The 19,879-nt window shown below is 74.5% G+C and carries 3 protein-coding genes; all 3 read left to right on the top strand.

Annotated elements, in window-relative coordinates; translation table 11 throughout:
* Positions 1 to 3 precede the first annotated feature (3 nt).
* A complete protein-coding gene (locus AB0M30_RS38560) occupies positions 4 to 1,587 on the top strand; it encodes an amino acid adenylation domain-containing protein (RefSeq protein WP_364594773.1) in 1,584 nt (527 codons plus the stop codon).
* A gap of 15 nt (positions 1,588 to 1,602) precedes the next feature.
* Entirely contained in the window at positions 1,603 to 2,265 is a 663-nt protein-coding gene (locus tag AB0M30_RS38555) for an alanyl-tRNA editing protein (RefSeq protein WP_364594770.1), read from the top strand.
* A 272-nt stretch (positions 2,266 to 2,537) separates the two neighbouring features.
* Positions 2,538 to 19,871: an amino acid adenylation domain-containing protein gene (locus tag AB0M30_RS38550; RefSeq protein ID WP_364594768.1), complete on the top strand. Its 17,334-nt coding sequence runs from the start codon at positions 2,538 to 2,540 to the stop codon at positions 19,869 to 19,871.
* Positions 19,872 to 19,879 lie beyond the last annotated feature (8 nt).

Here is a 19,879-nt window from a genome sequence, read left to right as displayed (position 1 = left end):
GTCATGTGGGGACCGCGAAGCGATCGTGACCACGGGACCGTGATGGACATGGTGGCCGAGTGGGTCCGCCGCGAGCCGGCCGCCGAGGCGGTCGCCTTCGACGGCGTGGCGGTGACCTACGGCGAGGTCTGGGCCGCGGCCGAGCAGGTGGCCAGGACACTGGCTTCGCTGGGTGCGGGACCGGGCACGCCGGTGGGGCTGTGCCTCGACCGGTCGATCGAGCTGGTCGTGGCGATCATCGGGATCATGCGCGCGGGGTGCGTGTGCGTTCCCCTGGACGTGGCCTACCCGGCCGACCGGCTGGCGTACATGTGCCAGGACGCGGCCGTGGAGGTCGTGGTCGGCACCGCGGCGCGGATCGCCGGGCTCGGCACGATGACCCTGCTGGCCCAGGAAGGCTCGCTCAGCTACGGCGTGCGCGGCGGGCTGCGGCGGATCCCGGTGGCCCCGCTGCCGGCGGTCTCGCCCGGAGGTCCCGCCTACCTCGTCTACACCTCCGGCTCGACCGGCAGGCCGAAAGGCGTCCGCTACGAGCACGAGAACATCGCCAACCTGGTCGGCTGGCAGATCGCGGCCAGTGCGGCCCCGCCGGGCGCGCGCACGCTCCAGTTCTCCCCCGCGTCCTTCGACATCACGTTCCAGGAGATATACAGCGCGCTGGGCGCGGGCGGCACGGTGGTGTGCTGCGACGAGGACGACCGGCTCGACCCCGGGCTGCTGTGGGACCTGGTCGAGACCGAGCGGATCAACCGGCTGTTCCTGCCGTTCGTGATGATCCAGTCGCTCGCCCTGTTCACCGACGAGGCCGACCCGGCGCGCCACCCGCTGCGCGAGATCATCACCGCGGGCGAACAGGTCCAGTGCGGCGACAAGATCCGGGCCCTGTTCGCCAGGCTGCCCGGCTGCCGGCTGGTCAACCAGTGGGGCACGACCGAAACCCACGTCGCCACCAGCTACGTCCTGCCGCCGGACGTGTCGGCCTGGCCGCTGCTCGCCCCGATCGGGACGCCGATCGCGAACACCCACGTCCACGTGTGCGACGCGGAGGGCGGTGTGCTGCCCGACGGGCGGACGGGCGAGCTGTGGATCGCCGGGACGGCGGTCGGCCCCGGCTACCTGAACCTGCCGGACCGCACCCGGAAGGCCTACGTGCCGGATCCGTGCGGGGCGGCGAGCCGCGCCTACCGCACGGGTGACCTGGGGCGTGTGGACGGCGGCACGCTGGTCTTCCTCGGCCGGATGGACCACCAGGTCAAGGTCCGCGGCTTCCGGATCGAGCTCGGCGAGATCGAGACGCTGATCGATTCGGTGCCGGGGGTGGCGGAAGTGGTCGTGGCGGTGGTCGGCGCCGATGCCACCGAGAAGTACCTGCACGCGTTCGTGGTGCTGCGCGCGGACGCGGACCCGATGACCGTGACGGGCGCGGTCTGGGAACGTTTGCGCGGCAAGCTGCCCGACTACATGCTGCCGTCGCGGCTCGACGTGGTGACCGGGCTGCCGCGGACGCCCAGCGGTAAGCTCGACCGCAAGGCCGTGGCCGAAACTGCTTTGTCCATCGTGACCGCGCCCGCCGCGCCGGTCACCTGACACCTGGTCAGGACGTTGAAGACGACAGAACTGCACCGCGAAGACCCGTACCGCGCCGAGTTCACCGCGACCGTGGTGGCGGTCGACGGCGATCTCGTCGAACTCGACGAGACAGCGTTCTACGCGCGCTCCGGCGGCCAGGCGGGTGACACCGGCCTGCTGGGCGGCTTTCCGGTCACGGACACGTATTACAGCCCGGAGCGCGACCGCGTCCTGCACGTCGTGGACTGGCGGGGCGAAGGCGCCTTGGCGGCCGGCGACACCGTCGACGGGACGATCGACTGGGACCGCCGGTACCGCTTGATGCGCCTGCACACCGCGCAGCACCTGTCGTGGGTCGCCTACGAGTCGGTCTACGGCGCCGGGCACGAGGACCGGGGCGGCGAGATCCGGCCGGAGAAGGCGCGGCTGGATGTCAGCTGGAGCGATCCGGACCGCAAGCCCGCGGTGGACGACCTGACCCCGGCGCTGGCCGAGCTCGTGGCCCGTGACCTGCCCATCGGGCGGTACCGGGACGAGGAATCCGGCCCCCGCACCTGGATCTGGGAGCTCGACGGCCACCCGCCCATCCCGTGCGGTGGCACGCACGTGCGCCGCACCGGCGAGGTCGGCGGCGTCAAGCTGGGCGTGCAGCGCAAGGGCTCCGGCGTGTTCCGCCTGTCGGTGCAGCTGGTCTGAGCGAGCGAGCCGGGCGTACCGGAAGAGCGGCTGCCGTGTCTTCGGACCGGCAGCCGCTTTTGTCTGTCCAATGTAGACGTACGGGCCACCGGCCCCGAGGTGTCCCGGAGCCTGACAGGATGTGCCGGTACCTCGCGGAAGCGTGACCCGCCCCGTGGCAGTTTGCTGTCAGTGCGCGGAACACGCGGCAGCGCGCTCCTAGTGTCCTCGACTGAGCCAATCGGTGTTTTCCGGCCCCGGTCGACCACGGATCAGCGAGGAACTGCCTGCTCATGACTGACGTTGTGGAAAATCGCCTGCCGCTCTCGTCCGCGCAGCTGGGTTCCTGGTTCGGCCAGCAGCTGGACCCCGGCAACCCGGTGTACAACTTCGCGGGCTACCTCCAGATCGACGGCGAGGTCGACGAGGCGGCGTTCTGCGCTGCGCTGCGCCAGGCCGTGGCGGAGACCGACGCCCTGCAGGTCCGGTTCACCGCCGAGAGCGGCGAGCCCGAGCAGCATCTGGTCCGCCAGGAGTCCTGGCCGCTGCCGGTGATCGACGTCAGCGACCGGCCGGATCCCCGTGCCGCGGCCGAGGAGTGGATGCGCGCCGAAGTCGACAGCGCGGTGGGGCTCGACCAGGAGACGCTGTTCGGGTTCGCCTTGTTCCGCGCCGCGCCGGACCGGTACTTCTGGTACCAGCGCTGCCACCACATCGTGCTCGACGCGGTCGGCATCTGGCTGGTCGGCAAGCGGCTCGCCGAGCTGTACGCCGAACGCACCGGCGCGGCCCCGGCGGGAGCGCCGCTCCCGCCGCTGCGGCCGCTGCTCGACGAGGACCGGTCCTACCGCGAGTCCGCCGAGTTCGGCCAGGACCAGCGGTTCTGGCTCGACCGGTTCGGCGACCGGCCGGAGCCGGTCATGCTCGCGGGCCGCTCGGCGCCCGCGTCGCGCACGACGCTGCGCGACCGGGAAGTCCTGCCGCCCGAGGTGTTCGGCCGGTTGTGCGGGCTCGCCGAGGCGGCGGGCACCCGGTGGTCGCGGGTGATCGTGGCCGGGCTCGCGGCCTACGTCAGCCGGGTCACCGGCCGGGCCGATGTGATCCTCAGCCTGCCGGTGACCGGCCGCTCGACACCCACCGCGCGGCGCACCCCGTCGATGGCCGTCAACGTCGTGCCGCTGCGCATCGACGTCCCCGCCGACGTCCGCGTGGCCGAGCTGGTGCGGCTGGCCACCGACGAGACCAAGCGTTCGCTGAGCCACCAGCGCTATCCCCACGAGCAGCTGCGCCGCGACCTCCGGCTGCCCGCCGACTGGCCTGCCTCGTACGGCCCGGTGGTCAACATCGTCCCGTTCGAAGAGGGCGACTTCGCCGGCCTGCCCGCCAACCGGCACTTCATCTCCACCGGCCCGGTCGACGACCTCAAGGTGACTGCGCGGGACCTGCCGGACGGCGGGCTCGAGCTGATCTTCGAGGCGAACTCGGAGCTGTACTCGGCGGCCGACCTCACCGCACACCGCGAGCGGCTCGCGCGGCTGCTCACCGGGCTGGCGAACGCGGAGCCCGACGAGCGGATCGGCCTGCTCGACCTGATCGGACCCGCGCAGCGCCACCAGGTGCTGCGCGGCTGGAACGACACCGGGACGCCGGTGCCGTCCGCCGACGTCGCCGCCCTCTTCGCCGGCCGCGTCGCCCGAGCGCCGTCCGCGATCGCCGTCGCCTACGAGGGTGAAACCATCACCTACGCCGAGCTCGACGAGCGGGCCGGGCGGCTCGCCCGGTTGCTGGCGGCGCGCGGCGTGGGTCCGGAACACCTCGTGGCGCTGGTGCTGCCGCGCGCGCCCGAACTGGTCGTCGCGCTGCTGGCCGTGCTCAAGGCAGGCGGGGCGTACGTGTCCGTCGACGGCGACTACCCGGCGGACCGGATCGCCTACATGCTCGACGACGCGGCACCGACGGTCGTGGTGACCACGACCGGGCTCGCCGCCGTGGTTCCCGGCGACCGCACCACCATCGTGCTCGACGACCCGGGGATCGCCGAGGAGCTGGCCGCGGTGCGGCTCGACGACGTGCCCCGGATCCCGGCCCCGGACCTGCGGAACCTGGCGTACGTGATCTACACGTCCGGCTCGACCGGGCGCCCCAAGGGCGTTGCCGTGTCGCACACCGGCGTGGCGAGCATGGTCGTCGCGCAGGCGGAATCGCTCGGCGTCGGCCCGGGCAGCCGGGTGCTGCAGTTCGCCTCGCCGAGCTTCGACGCGGCGTTCTGGGAGATCTGCATGGGCCTGCTGCACGGCGCGACGCTCGTGCTGGCCCCGGCGGACCGGCTGATGCCGGGCGAACCGCTGACGAAACTGGCCACCGAGCAGGACATCACCCACCTGACGCTGGTGCCCTCGGCGCTGGCTGTGATCCCCGACGGCGGCCTGCCGCCGTCGACGACCGTGGTCGCCGCGGGCGAGACGTGCACCCCGGACCTGGTCCGCCGGTGGTCGGCGGGCCGCCGGATGATCAACGCGTACGGGCCGAGCGAGTACACCGTCTGCACCAGCCTCAGCGAGCCGGTGGTGGAGGGCAAGGCGCCGCCGATCGGGCGGCCCATCGCGAACTCCGTCGTGTACGTCCTGGACCGCAACCTCCAGCCGGTGCCGCCGGGCGTCGTCGGGGAGCTCTACGTCACCGGCCCCGGCATCGCCCGTGGGTACCTGAACCGTCCCGCACTGACGTCCCTGCGGTTCGTGGCCGATCCGTACGGGCCGCCGGGCAGCCGGATGCAGCGCAGCGGCGACCTGGTGCGGTGGACCGCCGACGGCCAGCTGGAATTCGCCGGCCGGGCCGACGGGCAGGTCAAGGTCCGCGGTCACCGGATCGAGCTGGGCGAGATCGAGTCGGTGCTGGCCCAGCACCCCGACCTCACCCACGTGGCCGTGGTCGTCCGCGCCGACGAGGTCGGGGTGCAGGACCTGGTCGCCTACTTCGTGTCCGCGCCCGGCCGCCGGGTCACCGTCGAGGGACTGCGCGAGCACCTCGCGGCGGCGTTGCCCGGGTACATGATCCCGGGCGTGTTCGCCGAGCTGGACCGGCTTCCGGTGACGCCCAACGGCAAGCTCGACCGCGCCGCGCTGCCTGCGCCGGAGCCGGTGGCCCCGGTGACCGGGCGGCGGCCGCGGACCACGCACGAGACCATCCTCTGTGGACTGTTCGCCGAGGTGCTCGGGCTGGCCACGCTGGGGATCGACGACAACTTCTTCGACCTCGGCGGGAACTCGCTGTACGCGACCCGGTTGATCAGCCGGGTCCGCTCGACCCTCGGCGTGGAGATCTCCATGGCCGCACTGTTCGAAGACGCGACGGTGGCCGCGGTGGCCGGCCGCCTCTTCGAGGGGCAGGCCGCCCGGCCCGCGCTGGTGCCCGTGCCGCGGGCGTCGGTCATCCCGCTGTCGTTCGCCCAGCGGCGGCTGTGGTTCCTCGCGCAGCTGCCGGAAGCGGCGCGCACCTACAACATCCCGCTGGCGCTGCGGCTGTCCGGCCCGCTGGACCGGTCCGCGATCAGCGAGGCGCTCGCGGACGTCGTCGAACGGCACGAGACGCTGCGCACCGTGTTCCCGGACGTCGACGGGGAACCCCGGCAGCGCATCCTGGACGTGGCCGACGCGCGGCCGCAGGTCACCGTCGTCCCGGTCGCCGAGTCCGGACTGGACGAGGCCCTGCGGGCCGCCGCGGGCCACCGGTTCGACCTCGCCGCCGAGCCGCCGCTGCGGGTGACGCTGTTCGAGCTGGCGCCGGACCGGCACGTGCTGCTCGTGCTGCTGCACCACATCACCGGGGACGGCTGGTCCCTCGGCCCGCTGGCCGCGGACCTCGCGGCCGCGTACCTCGCCCGCCACACCGGGCGGGCGCCGAACCCGGAGCCGCTCCCGGTCCAGTACGCCGACTACACCGCGTGGCAGCTCGCGTTGCTGGGCGACGAAAACGAGCCGGGCAGCCTGGCGGGCGAGCAGATCGAGTTCTGGCGCCGGGAACTGGCCGGCCTGCCGGACCAGATCGCCCTGCCCACCGACCGGCCCCGGCCGTCCGCGGTGTCCTTCCGCGGTGACACCGAGCGGGTCTGGCTCGACCCCGTGCTGCACGAGCGCCTCGCCGCCCTCGCCAAGGACAACCAGGCGACGCTGTTCATGGTGCTGCAGGCCGGCCTGGTGGCGCTGCTGTCCCGGCTCGGCGCGGGCACCGACATCCCGCTCGGCACCTCCAACGCCGGCCGCACGGACGACGCGCTCGACGACCTGGTCGGCTGTTTCGTCAACACCCTGGTGCTGCGGACCGACGTGTCCGGCAACCCGGGCTTCACCGAGCTGCTCTCCCGGGTGCGGGCCGCCGACCTGGCCGCGTTCGCCCACCAGGACGTGCCGTTCGAGCGACTGGTCGAGGTGCTCAACCCGGACCGGACGCTGTCGCGGCAGCCGCTGTTCCAGGTGATGGTCACGCTGCAGAACGCGCCGGAGGCCCGGATCGAGCTGTCCGGGCTGCGGGTGGAGCACCAGCCGGTGCGCACCGGCGTCGCCCGGTTCGACCTGGCGTTCAGCCTCGACGAGCACCGCCGCCCCGACGGTTCCGCCAACGGCATCGACGGGTTCGTGGAGTACTCCACGGACCTGTTCGACCCGGCGACCGTCCGAACCCTGCTCGACCGGCTCGTCCGGCTGCTGGCCGACGCGGCCGAGTACCCGGACCGGCCGGTCGGCGACCTGGCGCTGCTGGACCGGGCGGAACGCCATGACCTCGTGGCCGCCTGGAACGACACCGCGGCCGCGATCCCCGCGGGCTCCATCCACGCCCGCTTCGCCGACCAGGTGGCCCGGACGCCGGACGCCGTCGCCGTCCGGGCCGGCGACGTCGTGCTCACCTACCGCGAGCTGGACGACCGGGCCGGACGGCTGGCGCACCGGCTGCGGGCGGCGGGAGTACGCACCGAGACCGGCGTCGCCATCCTGCAGCGCCGGTCCGCCGACCTCGTGGTCTCGACCCTCGCCGTGCTCAAGGCAGGCGGGACGTACGTGCCGATGCATGCCACCTACCCGGCCGCGCGGATGGCCCTGATCCTCGAGGAGACGGCGGCGCCCGTGCTGCTGGCCGATCGGGACAACTCCGCACGGGCACGGGAGCTGCCGGCCGAGGTGATCTTCGTCGACGACGCCCCGGCCGACGAGCCGGCGATGGGCTTCGCCGCGGAGACCCCGCCGGACCAGCTGGCCTACGTGATGTACACGTCCGGCTCGACCGGGACCCCGAAGGGCATCGGGAACACCCACCGCAACGTGCTGCGGCTGGCGTCGGACCGGCGCTGGCGCGACGGCGGCCACGACCGGGTGCTGCTGCGGTCGCCGCACGCGTTCGACGCGTCCACCTACGAGATGTGGGTGCCGCTGCTGTCCGGCGGCGAGGTCGTCGTGCCGCCCGGCGAGGAACGGGACACCGCCGCGCTCGCCCGGGTCATCCGCGGCGGCGACGTCACCGCGGTGTTCCTCACCACCGCCCTGTTCAACCTCCTCGTGGAGGAGGACCCCGGCTGCTTCGCCGCGGTCCGGCAGGTGTGGACCGGCGGCGAGCGCGTCTCCCCCGAGGCCGTCCAGCGCGCGCTGGACACGTGCCCCGGCACCACGATCGTCCACGTCTACGGCCCGACCGAGGCGACCACGTTCGCGCTCGCGTACCCGATGACGCACCCGCACCGGGTGTCCGGGGACAACGTGCCGATCGGCGCGCCGATGGACAACACCCGCGCGTACGTGCTCGACGAGCGGCTGAACCCGGTGCCCCCCGGCGTACCGGGCGAGCTCTACCTGGCGGGCGACGGCTTGGCGCGGGGGTACGCCGGGCGCGCGGCCATGACGGCGGAACGCTTCGTGGCCTGCCCGTTCGGGACCGGCGGCGAGCGGATGTACCGCACCGGCGACCTGGTGCGGTGGGAGTCCGGCGGGGTCATCACCTACCTGGGCCGCACCGACGAGCAGGTGAAGATCCGCGGGTTCCGGATCGAACCCGGCGAGATCCGGGCCGTGCTGGCCGAACACCCGGCGGTGGCGCAGGCCGCGGTCGTGGCGCGGGCGGACCACAACGGCAAGCGCCTGGTCGCCTACGTGGTCGCCGACGGGATCGACGTGGCGGGGCTGCGCGAGCACGTGGCCGGCCGGCTGCCGGAGTTCATGGTTCCGTCCGCGTTCGTCCGGGTCGACGCACTGCCGCTGAACGCCAACGGCAAGGTGGACGTGGCGGCCTTGCCCGACCCCGGCGCCGAGGCCGGCTCCGCGCTCGTCCCGGCGGCGACCCGGACCGCGGAGGAGGAGATCCTCTGCACGGTCTTCGCGGAGGTCCTCGGGCTGGACCGGGTCGGCGTCGAGGACAACTTCTTCGCGCTCGGCGGCCATTCGCTGCTGGCCACCCGGCTCGCCAGCCGGGTGCGTTCGGCGCTGGGCGTGGAACTGCCCGTCCGCAGCGTGTTCGAGGCGCCGACGCCGCGTGGACTGGCGCAGGTCCTCGGGTCCGCGGAAGCCGCCCGGCCGGCGCTGCGCCCGGTGCCGTACCCGGACGAGCTGCCGCTGTCCTTCGCGCAGCGGCGGCTGTGGTTCCTCCACCGGCTCAGCGCGGCAGGACCGGCGTACAACATCCCGTTGCCGCTGCGCATGACCGGCGAGCTGGACGTCGAGGCGTTGCGGGTGGCGCTGGGCGACGTCGTCGCGCGGCACGAGTCGCTGCGCACGGTGTTCCCGGACGTCGACGGACGGCCGCGGCAGGTCGTGCTGCCCGTGGACCAGGCCCGGCCGGAGCTCGCGGTCGTCGACTGCCGCGAGCTGGACGACGCCGGCCTGGCCGAGCTGCTGACCGCCGAGACCCGGTACGGGTTCGACCTGGCGGCCGAGCCACCGTTGCTGGCCAAGCTCCTCGTGCTGGGGCCCGATGAGCACGTGCTCTTCCTGCTGCTGCACCACATCGCGGGTGACGGCTGGTCGCTGCGGCCGCTCGTGCGGGACCTGACCGTCGCCTACGCCGCCCGCCGGGCCGGTAACGCTCCACAGTGGACGCCGCTGCCGGTGCAGTACGCCGACTACACGCTCTGGCAGCGTTCGTTGCTCGGCGAGGAGACCGATCCGGACAGCCTGGCCGCGAGCCAGCTCGGCTACTGGCGGCGGACGCTGGCGGACGCCCCGCAGGAGTTGGCGCTGCCGGCCGACCGGCCGCGCCCCGCCGTCGCCGACTTCCGCGGGGACGTGCGGTGGGTCGGCTTCGACGCCGGCCTGCACGGCAGGCTCGGCGACCTCGCGCGCAGCGAGCACGCCACCCTCTTCATGGTGCTGCAGGCCGGTCTGGCCGCGCTGCTGTCCCAGCTCGGCGCGGGGACCGACATCCCGCTCGGCAGCGCCATCGCGGGCCGGACCGACGAGGCGCTCGACGACCTGGTCGGCTTCTTCGTCAACACGCTGACGTTGCGCACCGACGTCTCCGGCGATCCGAGCTTCCGCGAGCTGCTGGCCCGGACGCGGACCGGCGACCTCGCCGCGTACGCCAACCAGGACCTGCCGTTCGAGCGGCTGGTCGAAGTCCTCAATCCGGAGCGCACGCTGGCCCGTCAGCCGCTGTTCCAGGTGTTCGTGGTGCTGCAGAACGCGCCTTCGGCCGAGCTGGACCTGCCCGGCCTGCACGTGCGGCCGATGCGGGTCCGCCCGCTGGTGTCCAAGTTCGACTTCTCGCTGAGCTTGGACGAGCACCACGACGACGCCGGCGGCCCGGCCGGGCTGTCCGGCTACGTCGAGTACAGCACGGACCTGTTCGACGCCGGCACGGTCGATCGCCTCGTCGGACGGCTGGCCCGCCTGCTGACCGCGGCCGCCGCCGACCCGGACCTGCCGATCAGCAGGCTCGACATCCTCGACGACGGCGAACGGGCGACGCTGCTCGAACAGTGGAGCGACGGCGGGGCCGCGGTGCCCGCCGAACCGGTCGCGGATCTGTTCGAGGCGCGAGCGGCGGAGGCACCGGACGCCGTCGCGTTGCGGTACGACGCCGAAGAAGTGAGCTACCAGCAGCTCAACGCCCGGGCCAACCGGCTCGCGCACGCCCTGATCCGCCGGGGCGTCGGCCCGGAGACCCTGGTCGCGCTGGCCCTGCCCCGGACCCCGGCCCTCGTCGTCGCCATCCTGGCGGTGTTCAAGGCCGGCGCCGCCTACCTGCCCGTCGACCTGGCCTACCCGCGGCACCGCATCGGCTACCTGCTCTCCGACGCCCGGCCGGAGCTGGTCATCACGGCGGGGGCCGAGCTGCCCGCGACGGACGCCGACGTGCTCGTGCTCGACGAAGCCGCGGTGGCCGGTGAGCCGTCGGACGATCCGGAGGTGGCCAGGCACCCGGCGCACCCCGCCTACGTGATCTACACGTCCGGTTCGACCGGGGAGCCGAAGGGCGTCGTCGTGACCCACTGCGGCGTGGCGTGCCTGCTCGCGGCGCAGCGGGACCGGTTCGGGGCGGGCCCGGGCGCCCGGGTGCTGCAGTTCGCCTCGCCGAGCTTCGACGCGGCGTTCTGGGAACTGACCATGGCCCTGCTGTCCGGGGCCACGATGGTGCTCGGCACACCCGACGACCTGGTGCCGGGGCCGGCGCTGGCCGGTCTCGTCGAACGGCACGCGGTCACCCACGTGACCCTGCCGCCGAGCGCGCTGGCGGTGCTGCCGCCCGGCAGCCTGCGGACGGTCTCCCACCTCGTCGTCGCCGGCGAAGCGGCCGGCGGCGAACTCGTCGAGCGCTGGTCGGCCGGACGCCGGCTGACCAACGCCTACGGCCCGACCGAGACCACGGTGTGCGCGACGATGAGCGACCCGCTGCGGGGGGCGCAGCGGCCCCCGATCGGCCGGCCGCTCCCGGGCACCCGCGTGTACGTGCTGGACGCGGCCCTGCGGCCGGTACCCACCGGCGTGACCGGCGAACTGTACGTCGGCGGGCCGAGCGTGGCCCGGGGCTACCTGCGCCGTCCCGGGCTGACCGCCGCGCGGTTCGTCGCCGACCCGTACGGCCCGGCAGGCGAGCGGATGTACCGCACGGGCGATCTGGTCCGGTGGCGCGCCGAGGGAACGCTGGAGTTCGCCGGGCGCGCCGACGACCAGGTCAAGATCCGCGGGCACCGGGTCGAGCTGGGCGAGGTGGAAAACGCCTTGGGGGCGCATCCCGGCGTCGCCGCGGCCGCGGTGGCCGCCCGGCCCGACGTGTCCGGCACCCCGCAGCTGGTCGCCTACTTCGTCGAGGGCGAGCCGGATGCCGCCGACCAGGTGGACCGGTGGCGCGAGGTCTTCCAGGCCCAGTACGGCGAACCGGCACCGGCCGCGCTCGGCGAGGACTTCTCCGGCTGGACCAGCAGTGCCGACGGCTCGCCCATCCCACTGGCCGACATGCGGGAGTGGCGGGCGAGCGCGGTGGACCGGATCCTCGCCCTGCGCCCGCGCCGCGTGCTCGAGGTCGGTGTCGGCAGCGGCTTGATCCTCGCCCGGGTCGCGCCGTCCTGCGAACAGTACTGGGGTACCGACCTCTCCGCCGCGGTCGTCGAGCGGCTGACCGGGCAGGTCGCCGAGGTGCCGGGGCTGGCGGAGCGGGTGCGCCTGCTGGCCGGCCCGGCGGACCGGCTGGACCGGGTGCCGGCGAGCTTCTTCGACACGGTGGTGCTGAACTCGGTCGTCCAGTACTTCCCGGACCTCGGCTACGTCACCGAGGTGCTGCGGCAGGCGCTCGCCCTGGTGCGGCCGGGCGGCTCGGTGTTCGTGGGCGACGTCCGCAACCTGCGGCTGCTGGACCGGCTGCGCACCGGTCCGCAGGCGGAACGCGAACTGCTGATCGATCCCGACTACTTCGCCGGGATCGCCGGTGCCCTGCCCGGCGTCGCCGGGGTGGACATCCGTGTCAAGCGGGGCACGCACCACAACGAGCTGACGCGGTACCGCTACGAAGTCGTGCTGCGCAAGGGTTCGCCGCGGCCGGTGGCCGACCGGGCGGAGCTGCGGTGGGGCGCCGGGGTAGCGGACCTCGCGGCGCTGGCCGGGCTGCTGGCCGCGCGGCCGGACCACCTGCGCGTGGCGAGTGTCCCCAATGGACGGCTCGATGACGACGGCGTGGACCCGGAATCCCTGGTGGAGCTGGGCGCCCGGTACGGCTACGAGACGGTCGTGACCTGGTCCGGCGCCGGCACCGACGGCGAACTGGACGTCGTGTTCGCCGCCGGGACCGACCCGGCCGACGCCGGTCTCGGCCAGTACCGCCCGGACGGCGTCAGCCGCCCGCTGGCGAACACCCCGGCCGGGTCCGCCAACGTGGTGGCCGAGATCCGGTCGTTCCTCGCCGAGCGCCTGCCGGCGTACCTGGTGCCGACCGCCTTCGTGCGGCTGGATGCCATGCCGGTGACGCCGAACGGCAAGCTCGACCGGGCCGCGCTGCCCGCGCCGGGCACGTCGGCGCCGCTCACGGCGCGGCCGCCGGCCACCCCGCAGGAGGAACTGGTCTGCCGGGTGTTCGCCGACGTGCTGGGCGTCCCCGGGCTGAGCGTGGACGACGACTTCTTCGACCACGGCGGGCATTCGCTGCTGGCCACCCAGGTGGTCGGGCGGCTCCGCGCGGCGACCGACATCCAGCTGGCCGTCCGGGACGTCTTCGACGCCTCGACGCCGGCCCTGCTCGCCCGCCGGCTCGGCGACACCGGCGACCGGACGGCCCGGCCGCGGTTGCGGCCGCTGCCGCGGCCCGCCGAGGTCCCGTTGTCCTCGGCGCAGCGGCGCCTGTGGTTCCTCTGGCGGCTGGAAGGCCCCAGCGCCACCTACAACATGCCGCTTGCCCTGCGGCTGACCGGCTTCGTCGACGAAGCCGCGCTGCGGGCCGCGCTCGCCGACGTGGTGGACCGGCACGAGGCGCTGCGGACGGTGTTCCCCAGCACCGACGGCAGGCCGCGCCAGGAGGTCGTGGCGGACGCGCGACCGGTGCTTCAGGTCCGCGCCGTGGCCCCGGCGGAACTCGGCGCCGCGGTCGAAGACGCGGCGCGCCACCACTTCGACCTCGCGGGCGAACTGCCGGTGCGGGCGTGGTTGTTCACGGTGGCCGCCGACGAGCACGTGCTGGTGCTGCTGACCCACCACATCGCCGGCGACGGCTGGTCGATGCGGCCGCTGATGCGTGACCTCGCCCAGGCGTACCGGGCGCGCCTGGACGGCACCGGGCCGGACTGGCCGGGCCTGCCCGTCCAGTACGCCGACTACACGTTGTGGCAGCGCGAACTGCTCGGCGGGGAGGACGATCCGCTCACCGTGGCGGGCCGTCAGCTGGCGTACTGGCGCCGGACCCTCGCCGGCCTGCCGGAGCGGCTGGACCTGCCCACCGACCGGCCGCGCCCGCCCGCACCGAGCAACCGCGGCGGCATGGTCCGGTTCGACCTCGACGCGGCGCTGCACCGGGGCCTCACCGACCTGGCCAGGGCCCACCAGGCGACGCTGTTCATGGTGCTGCACGCCGGGCTCGCCGCCGTGCTGACCAGGCTGGGCGCCGGCACCGACATCCCGCTCGGCACCCCGGTCGCCGGCCGGGCCGACCGGGCGCTGGACGACCTCGTCGGCTGCTTCGTCAACACCCTGGTGCTGCGCACCGACACCACGGGCGACCCCACGTTCGGCGAGCTGCTGTCCCGGGCGCGGGCGGCCGATCTCGCCGCGTTCGCCAACCAGGACCTGCCGTTCGAACGGCTCGCGGAGCTCGGGGGACAGCGGTCCGCACACAACCCGCTGTTCCAGGTGATGCTGGCGCTGAACAACAACCCGGCCGCCGAACTGTCCCTCGCGGGCCTGCGGGCCGAACCGCACGCGGTGGCCACCGGGGTCTCCCGGCTGGACCTCACCTTCGGCTTCACCGAGCACCGCACGGACGACGGCGACCCGGCGGGGATGGTCGGCTTCCTCGAGTACAGCTCGGATCTGTTCGACGAGGGGACCGCGCGCGAGCTGACCGAGCGGCTGGCCGGGTTGCTCGCCGGCGCCGTCGCCGACCCGGAGCGGCGCCTCGGCGCCTTCGACGTGCTGACCGCGGGCGAGCGCCGCCTGCTGACCGCGTGGAACGACACCGTGCGCCCGGCGGGCGAGGTCACGGTCCCGGAGGCCTTCGCCGCGGTCGCGGCACGGACCTCCGGCGCGGTGGCGGTGGCGTACGAGGACTCCGTGACCACGTTCGGTGAGCTCGACGCCGAGTCGAGCCGGCTGGCGCGCGCGTTGCTCGCGCGGGGAGCCGGGCCGGGCACGGTGGTCGCGGTGGCGTGCCCGCGGACGCCGCGGTTCGTGGTCGCGGCGCTGGCGGCGCTCAAGACGGGGGCCGCCTACCTGCCCCTCGACCTCGGCTACCCGGCCGAGCGCGTCCGGCTGCTGCTCGAGGACACCGCGCCGGTCGTCACGATCTGCGCGGAGGATCTCGCCGGCTCGCTCGGCACCGCCGTGCTCGTGGACACCCCGGCGGCGGTCGAGGGCCTCCCGTCGACCCCGCTGTCCGAGGAAGACCGCGGAACGCCGCTGACGCCGGATCACCCGGCGTACGTGATATTCACGTCCGGCTCGACCGGCCGCCCCAAGGGCGTGGTCGTGCCGCACCGCGGCGTGGTCAACCTCGCGCTGAACAGCGACGCCTTCGGCGTGCGGCCGGGTGAGCGCGTCCTGCAGTTCGCCTCGGCCAGCTTCGACGCGGCGTGCTGGGAGCTGTGGGCGACGCTGCTGGCCGGCGCCACGGTCGTCATGGCGCCGCCGGACCGGCTCCTGCCGGGCCGGGCGCTCGGCGACCTCGTGGCCGAGCGGGCCGTCACGCACCTCGTACTGCCGCCCTCGGCGCTCGGCGCCGTGCCGGCGGGCGCCCTGCCGGACCGGGCCACCGTCATCGTCGCGGGCGAGCAGTGCCCGCCCGACCTGGCCGAGCAGTGGTCGGCCGGGCGCCGCATGCTCAACGCGTACGGCCCTACCGAAGCGACCGTGTGCGCGACCGTCAGCAGGCCGTTGTCCGGGGCCGCCGTCCCGCCGATCGGGCGACCGCTCGGCAACGTGCGGGCCCACGTGCTGGACAGCGGGCTCCGGCCGGTGCCGGTCGGCGTCACCGGGGAGCTGTACCTGGCCGGTGCCGGCATCGCGCTGGGCTACCTCCGGCAGCCGGGGCAGACCGCGCTGCGGTTCGTGGCCGACCCGTTCGGCCCGCCCGGCACCCGGCTCTACCGGACCGGTGACCTGGCGCGGCGCCTGCCCGACGGCGACCTGGTGTACGCCGGGCGCGCGGACGACCAGCTGAAGGTGCGCGGCCACCGGATCGAACCGGGCGAGGTGGAAGCCGCGCTGCGGAGCCTCCCCGGCGTGACCGCGGCGGCGGTGCGCGGCGTCCCCGACCACACCGGCCGTGCCCGGCTGGCGGGTTATGTCGTGGGCGAGCCCGGCGGGGACCGTCCGGACCCGGCGGCGCTGCGCACGCGGCTGGCGCAGACGCTGCCCGGGTACCTGGTGCCCGCCACCATCACGGTGGTGGACGCCATTCCGGTGGGGCCCAACGGGAAGATCGACCGCTCGGAGCTGCCGGAGCCGGTGCCGGACGGCGCCGCGACCGGCCGCGCGGCACGCGGCCGTACCGAGGAACTCCTCTGCGGGGTGTTCGCGGACGTGCTCGGGGTGCCCTCGGTCGGCGCCGACGACGGGTTCTTCGCCCTCGGCGGCGACAGCATCGGGGCGATCCAGGTGGCGACGCGAGCGGGCGACCTCGGCATCGCCGTGACCCCGGCGATGCTTTTCGAGCACAGCACGGTCGCCGAACTGGCCGCGGTCGCGGGCGCCGCCGAGCCGGCGGACCCGGGCCCCGCGGCGGAATCCGGCGTCGGAACCATCCCGCTGACCCCGGTCGTGCACTGGCTGCGGGAGCGCGGCGGTCCCGTCGGCCGGTTCCACCAGTCGCTGTCGCTGCGCCTGCCCGCCGAGGCCGACCACGACCGGCTGATCGCGGCGCTGCAGGCGGTCCTGGACCACCACGACGTGCTGCGGCTGCGCCTGACCAGCACGCTGGGCGGCGCCTACTGGAGCATGGACGCGCTGCCGGTGGGATCGGTGCGCGCCGAGGACGTGCTGACCCGCGCCGCCGATGACGACGGTGCCGACGGGACCGCCCAGCAGGCGGCCGTCGACGCCCTCGACCCCGAAGCCGGGGTGGTGGTGCGGGCCGTCCGGTTCGACGGCGACCCGGGGCGGCTGTTCCTCGCCGTGCACCACCTGGCCGTGGACGCGGTGTCCTGGCGGATCCTGGCGGACGACTTCGCCGCGGCGTGGCGCGGCACGCCGCTGAGCCGGCGCGGCACGCCGTTCAAGGTGTGGGCGCAGCGGCTGACCGCCCGCGCCCAGGACCCGGACGTCCTGGCCGAAATGCCGCTGTGGACGACAATGCTCGCCGAGCGCGACCCCGGCCTCGGCAATGGTCCGCTCGATCCGGCCCGCGACGTGGAGCGCACCCGGACCGCCACCGAGCTGGAGCTGCCGCCCGGCCTGACCCGGGCGCTGCTGACCACGGTGCCGCAGGCGTTCCACGCCCGCACGCACGACGTGCTGCTCGCCGCGCTGGCCGTCGCGGTGAACAGGTGGCGCGGCGCGAGTGGCGCCCTGCTGGTGAACGTCGAGGGCCACGGCCGCGACGCGCTGCCCGGCACCGACGTCTCCGGCACGGTCGGCTGGTTCACCACGGTGTTCCCGGTCCGGCTGGATCCCGGCGAGACGGCTTCGGTGGCGGACAGCCTCAAGCGGGTCAAGGAACAGCTGCGGGCCGTCCCGGGCCACGGCGCCGGATACGGCCTGCTGCGCTACGCCAACCCGCAGACCGCCACCGCACTCGCCCGGCTCGCCGAGCCGCGGATCGCGGTCAACTACCTCGGCCGCAGCACCGGGCCTGCCGCCGGTGACTGGCTGCCCGTCGCCGCCGGCGGCGGCGCGGATCCGGACCTGCCGATGGCCCACGAGCTGGAACTGACGATGGCCACTGTGGAGGGTCCGGCGGGCCCGGTGCTGGCCGCCACCTTCAGCCGGCCCGCGGCCTTGTTCGACGACGCGGCGATCGACGCACTGGCCGCGGCCTGGACCGACGTGCTCGGGGAGCTCGCCGCGCACGTCGAGGCGGCGGGCGGCGGCCGCACGCCGTCCGACCTGCCGTTGCTGCGGTGGTCGCAGGACCGGATCGAGGTGCTGGAACGCCGGTTGCGCGACGCCGGCCTGCCGCCGTCGGAGATCGCCGACGTCGTCCCGCTGGCCCCGCTGCAGCAGGGGCTGCTGTTCCACGTGCTGCACGCGGACGGGGACGACGACGTCTACACGGTGCAACTGGTGGTCGACCTGGCCGGCACCGTGGACGCGCGGCGGCTGCGCGCCGCCGGGCAGGCGCTGCTGGACCGGCACGAGAACCTGCGTGCGGCGTTCCACGCCGACGGGCCGGTCCAGGTCATCCCGCGGACGGTCGCGCTGCCGTGGGAGGAGGTCGACGCGACCGGCGACGAGCTCGGGGACCTGGTGGCCGCCCAGCGGGCACGCGGCTTCGACCCCGCGGTCCCGCCGCTGCTCCGGATGCTGCTGGTGCACCTCGGCGGACCGCGGCACCGGCTGGTGATCACCAGCCACCACATGCTGCTGGACGGTTGGTCGATCCCGGTGCTGCTGCGGGAGCTGTTCGCCGGCTACGGCGGGCAGGAGCTGCCGCCGGTCCCCTCCTACCGCACGTACCTGGAATGGCTGTCCCGCCAGGACGTCGACGCCGCGCGGGAAGCCTGGCGGTCGGCACTGGCCGGGCTCGGCCGTCCCCCGCTGCTGGCGCCGCCGGATCCGGCGCGCCCGGCCCGGTTCCCGGCGCGGACCGGCCGGGAACTGGACGAAACGGTGACCGCGAACCTGGCCGCGTTCGCCCGCGGGCACGGGCTCACCCAGGCCGACGTCGTCCTGGGCCTGTGGGCCGTGCTGCTGCGCCAGGTGACCGAGCGGGACGACGTCGTGTTCGGCACGGTGGTGGCGGGCCGGCCCGCCGAGCTGTCCGGGATCGAGCACATGATCGGGCTGCTGATCAACACCGTGCCGGTGCGGATCCGGTTCGACGCCGACACGTCGCTGCGCGCGGTGCTGCGCCAGGTGCACGAGCACCGCGGCGCTCTGCGCCCGCACGATCACCTCAACCTCGCCGAGATCACCGCGGTGGCCGGGCAGGGCACGTTGTTCGACACCGTCGTCGTCTTCGAGAACTACCCGGCCGGCCCGGTCCCGGCCGGCCCGGCCGGCGCGGAGCTCCGGCTGTCCGATGTGGACGGAGTGGACGCCACCCACTACCCGCTCATGCTCGCCGCGACCGGCGGGCAGCGGCTGCGGCTGCGCCTCGACTTCCGCACCGACCTGGTCACCGCCGAGGCGGCGGAGCTGCTCGCCGACCACCTGGTCGAGCTGCTCACCGCGGCGGCGTCCGCGACCGAGCCCGCGACCGTGCCGCTCGACGAGCGGATCCGGCCGGGGCTGGCGGCACCGTCCGGGCCACGGCGCGAGCCGGCACCCGGCCGGGCGGCACGCACCCCGCACGAGGAGCTGCTCACCGGCCTGTTCGCCGAGGTGCTCAAGCGGCCGAAGGTCGGCGTGCACGACGACTTCTTCGACCTCGGCGGCCACTCTCTGCTGGCCATCCGGCTGGTCGGCGAGATCCGCGCGGCCCTCGGGCTGAAGGTGTCGGTGCGCACCCTGTTCGAGAACCCGACCGTGGCCGCGCTGGCCGCCCGGCTCGGCGTCGACACGGCGGACGACGTGTTCGACGTCGTGCTCCCCCTGCGTCCCCAGGGCGACGGGCCGGCCCTGTTCTGCATCCACCCGGCCGGCGGGGTCAGCTGGTGCTACGCGAGCCTGCTGCGGCACATCCCGCGCCGGCACCCGGTGTACGGCATCCAGGCTCGCGGGATCGCCGAGCCGCACCCGCTCGCCGGGTCGGTCGACGAGATCGCCGCCGACTACGTCGAACGGATCCGGGCCGTCCAGCCGGAAGGTCCGTACTGCCTGCTCGGCTGGTCGTTCGGCGGCCTGGCGGCCCACGCGATGGCGGAGCGGCTGCGCGCGGCCGGGCACCGGGTCGGCCTGCTGTCCATGTTGGACAGTTACCCGCGCGAGGGCCTGCCGGAGCACCGCGACATCAGCCAGGCCGAGGTGCTGCGCTACCTGGCGATCGAGTACTTCGGCGTGGACGGCGCGCAGGTGCCCGACGAGCCGCTGCCGGGCGAGGTGGCCGACGTGCTGAACGCGACGGGCCTGGTGTCGATGAGCGAGTCCCAGCTGGCCGCGGTCGCCGACATCATGCTGAACAACTCCGCCCTCGCCCGGCAGTACCGGCCCGGCCGGTTCGACCAGGAGCTGCTGTTCTTCGGCGCGGGCCAGGGCTGGCCGGACCCGCAGCCGACCGCGGAACTGTGGCGGCCGTACGTCGGCGATCTGATCCACCCGCACGTGCTGGACTGCACGCACGGGGAGATGCTGACCCGGCCGGAGGCGCTCGAACGGATCGGGCGCGCGCTGGCCGCACTGCTGGACCGGTTGTGAGTACGACG

Source organism: Amycolatopsis sp. NPDC051716 (assembly GCF_040681595.1).
Lineage (GTDB): Bacteria > Actinomycetota > Actinomycetes > Mycobacteriales > Pseudonocardiaceae > Amycolatopsis.
This window is presented reverse-complemented; position numbering and strand designations above follow the sequence as displayed.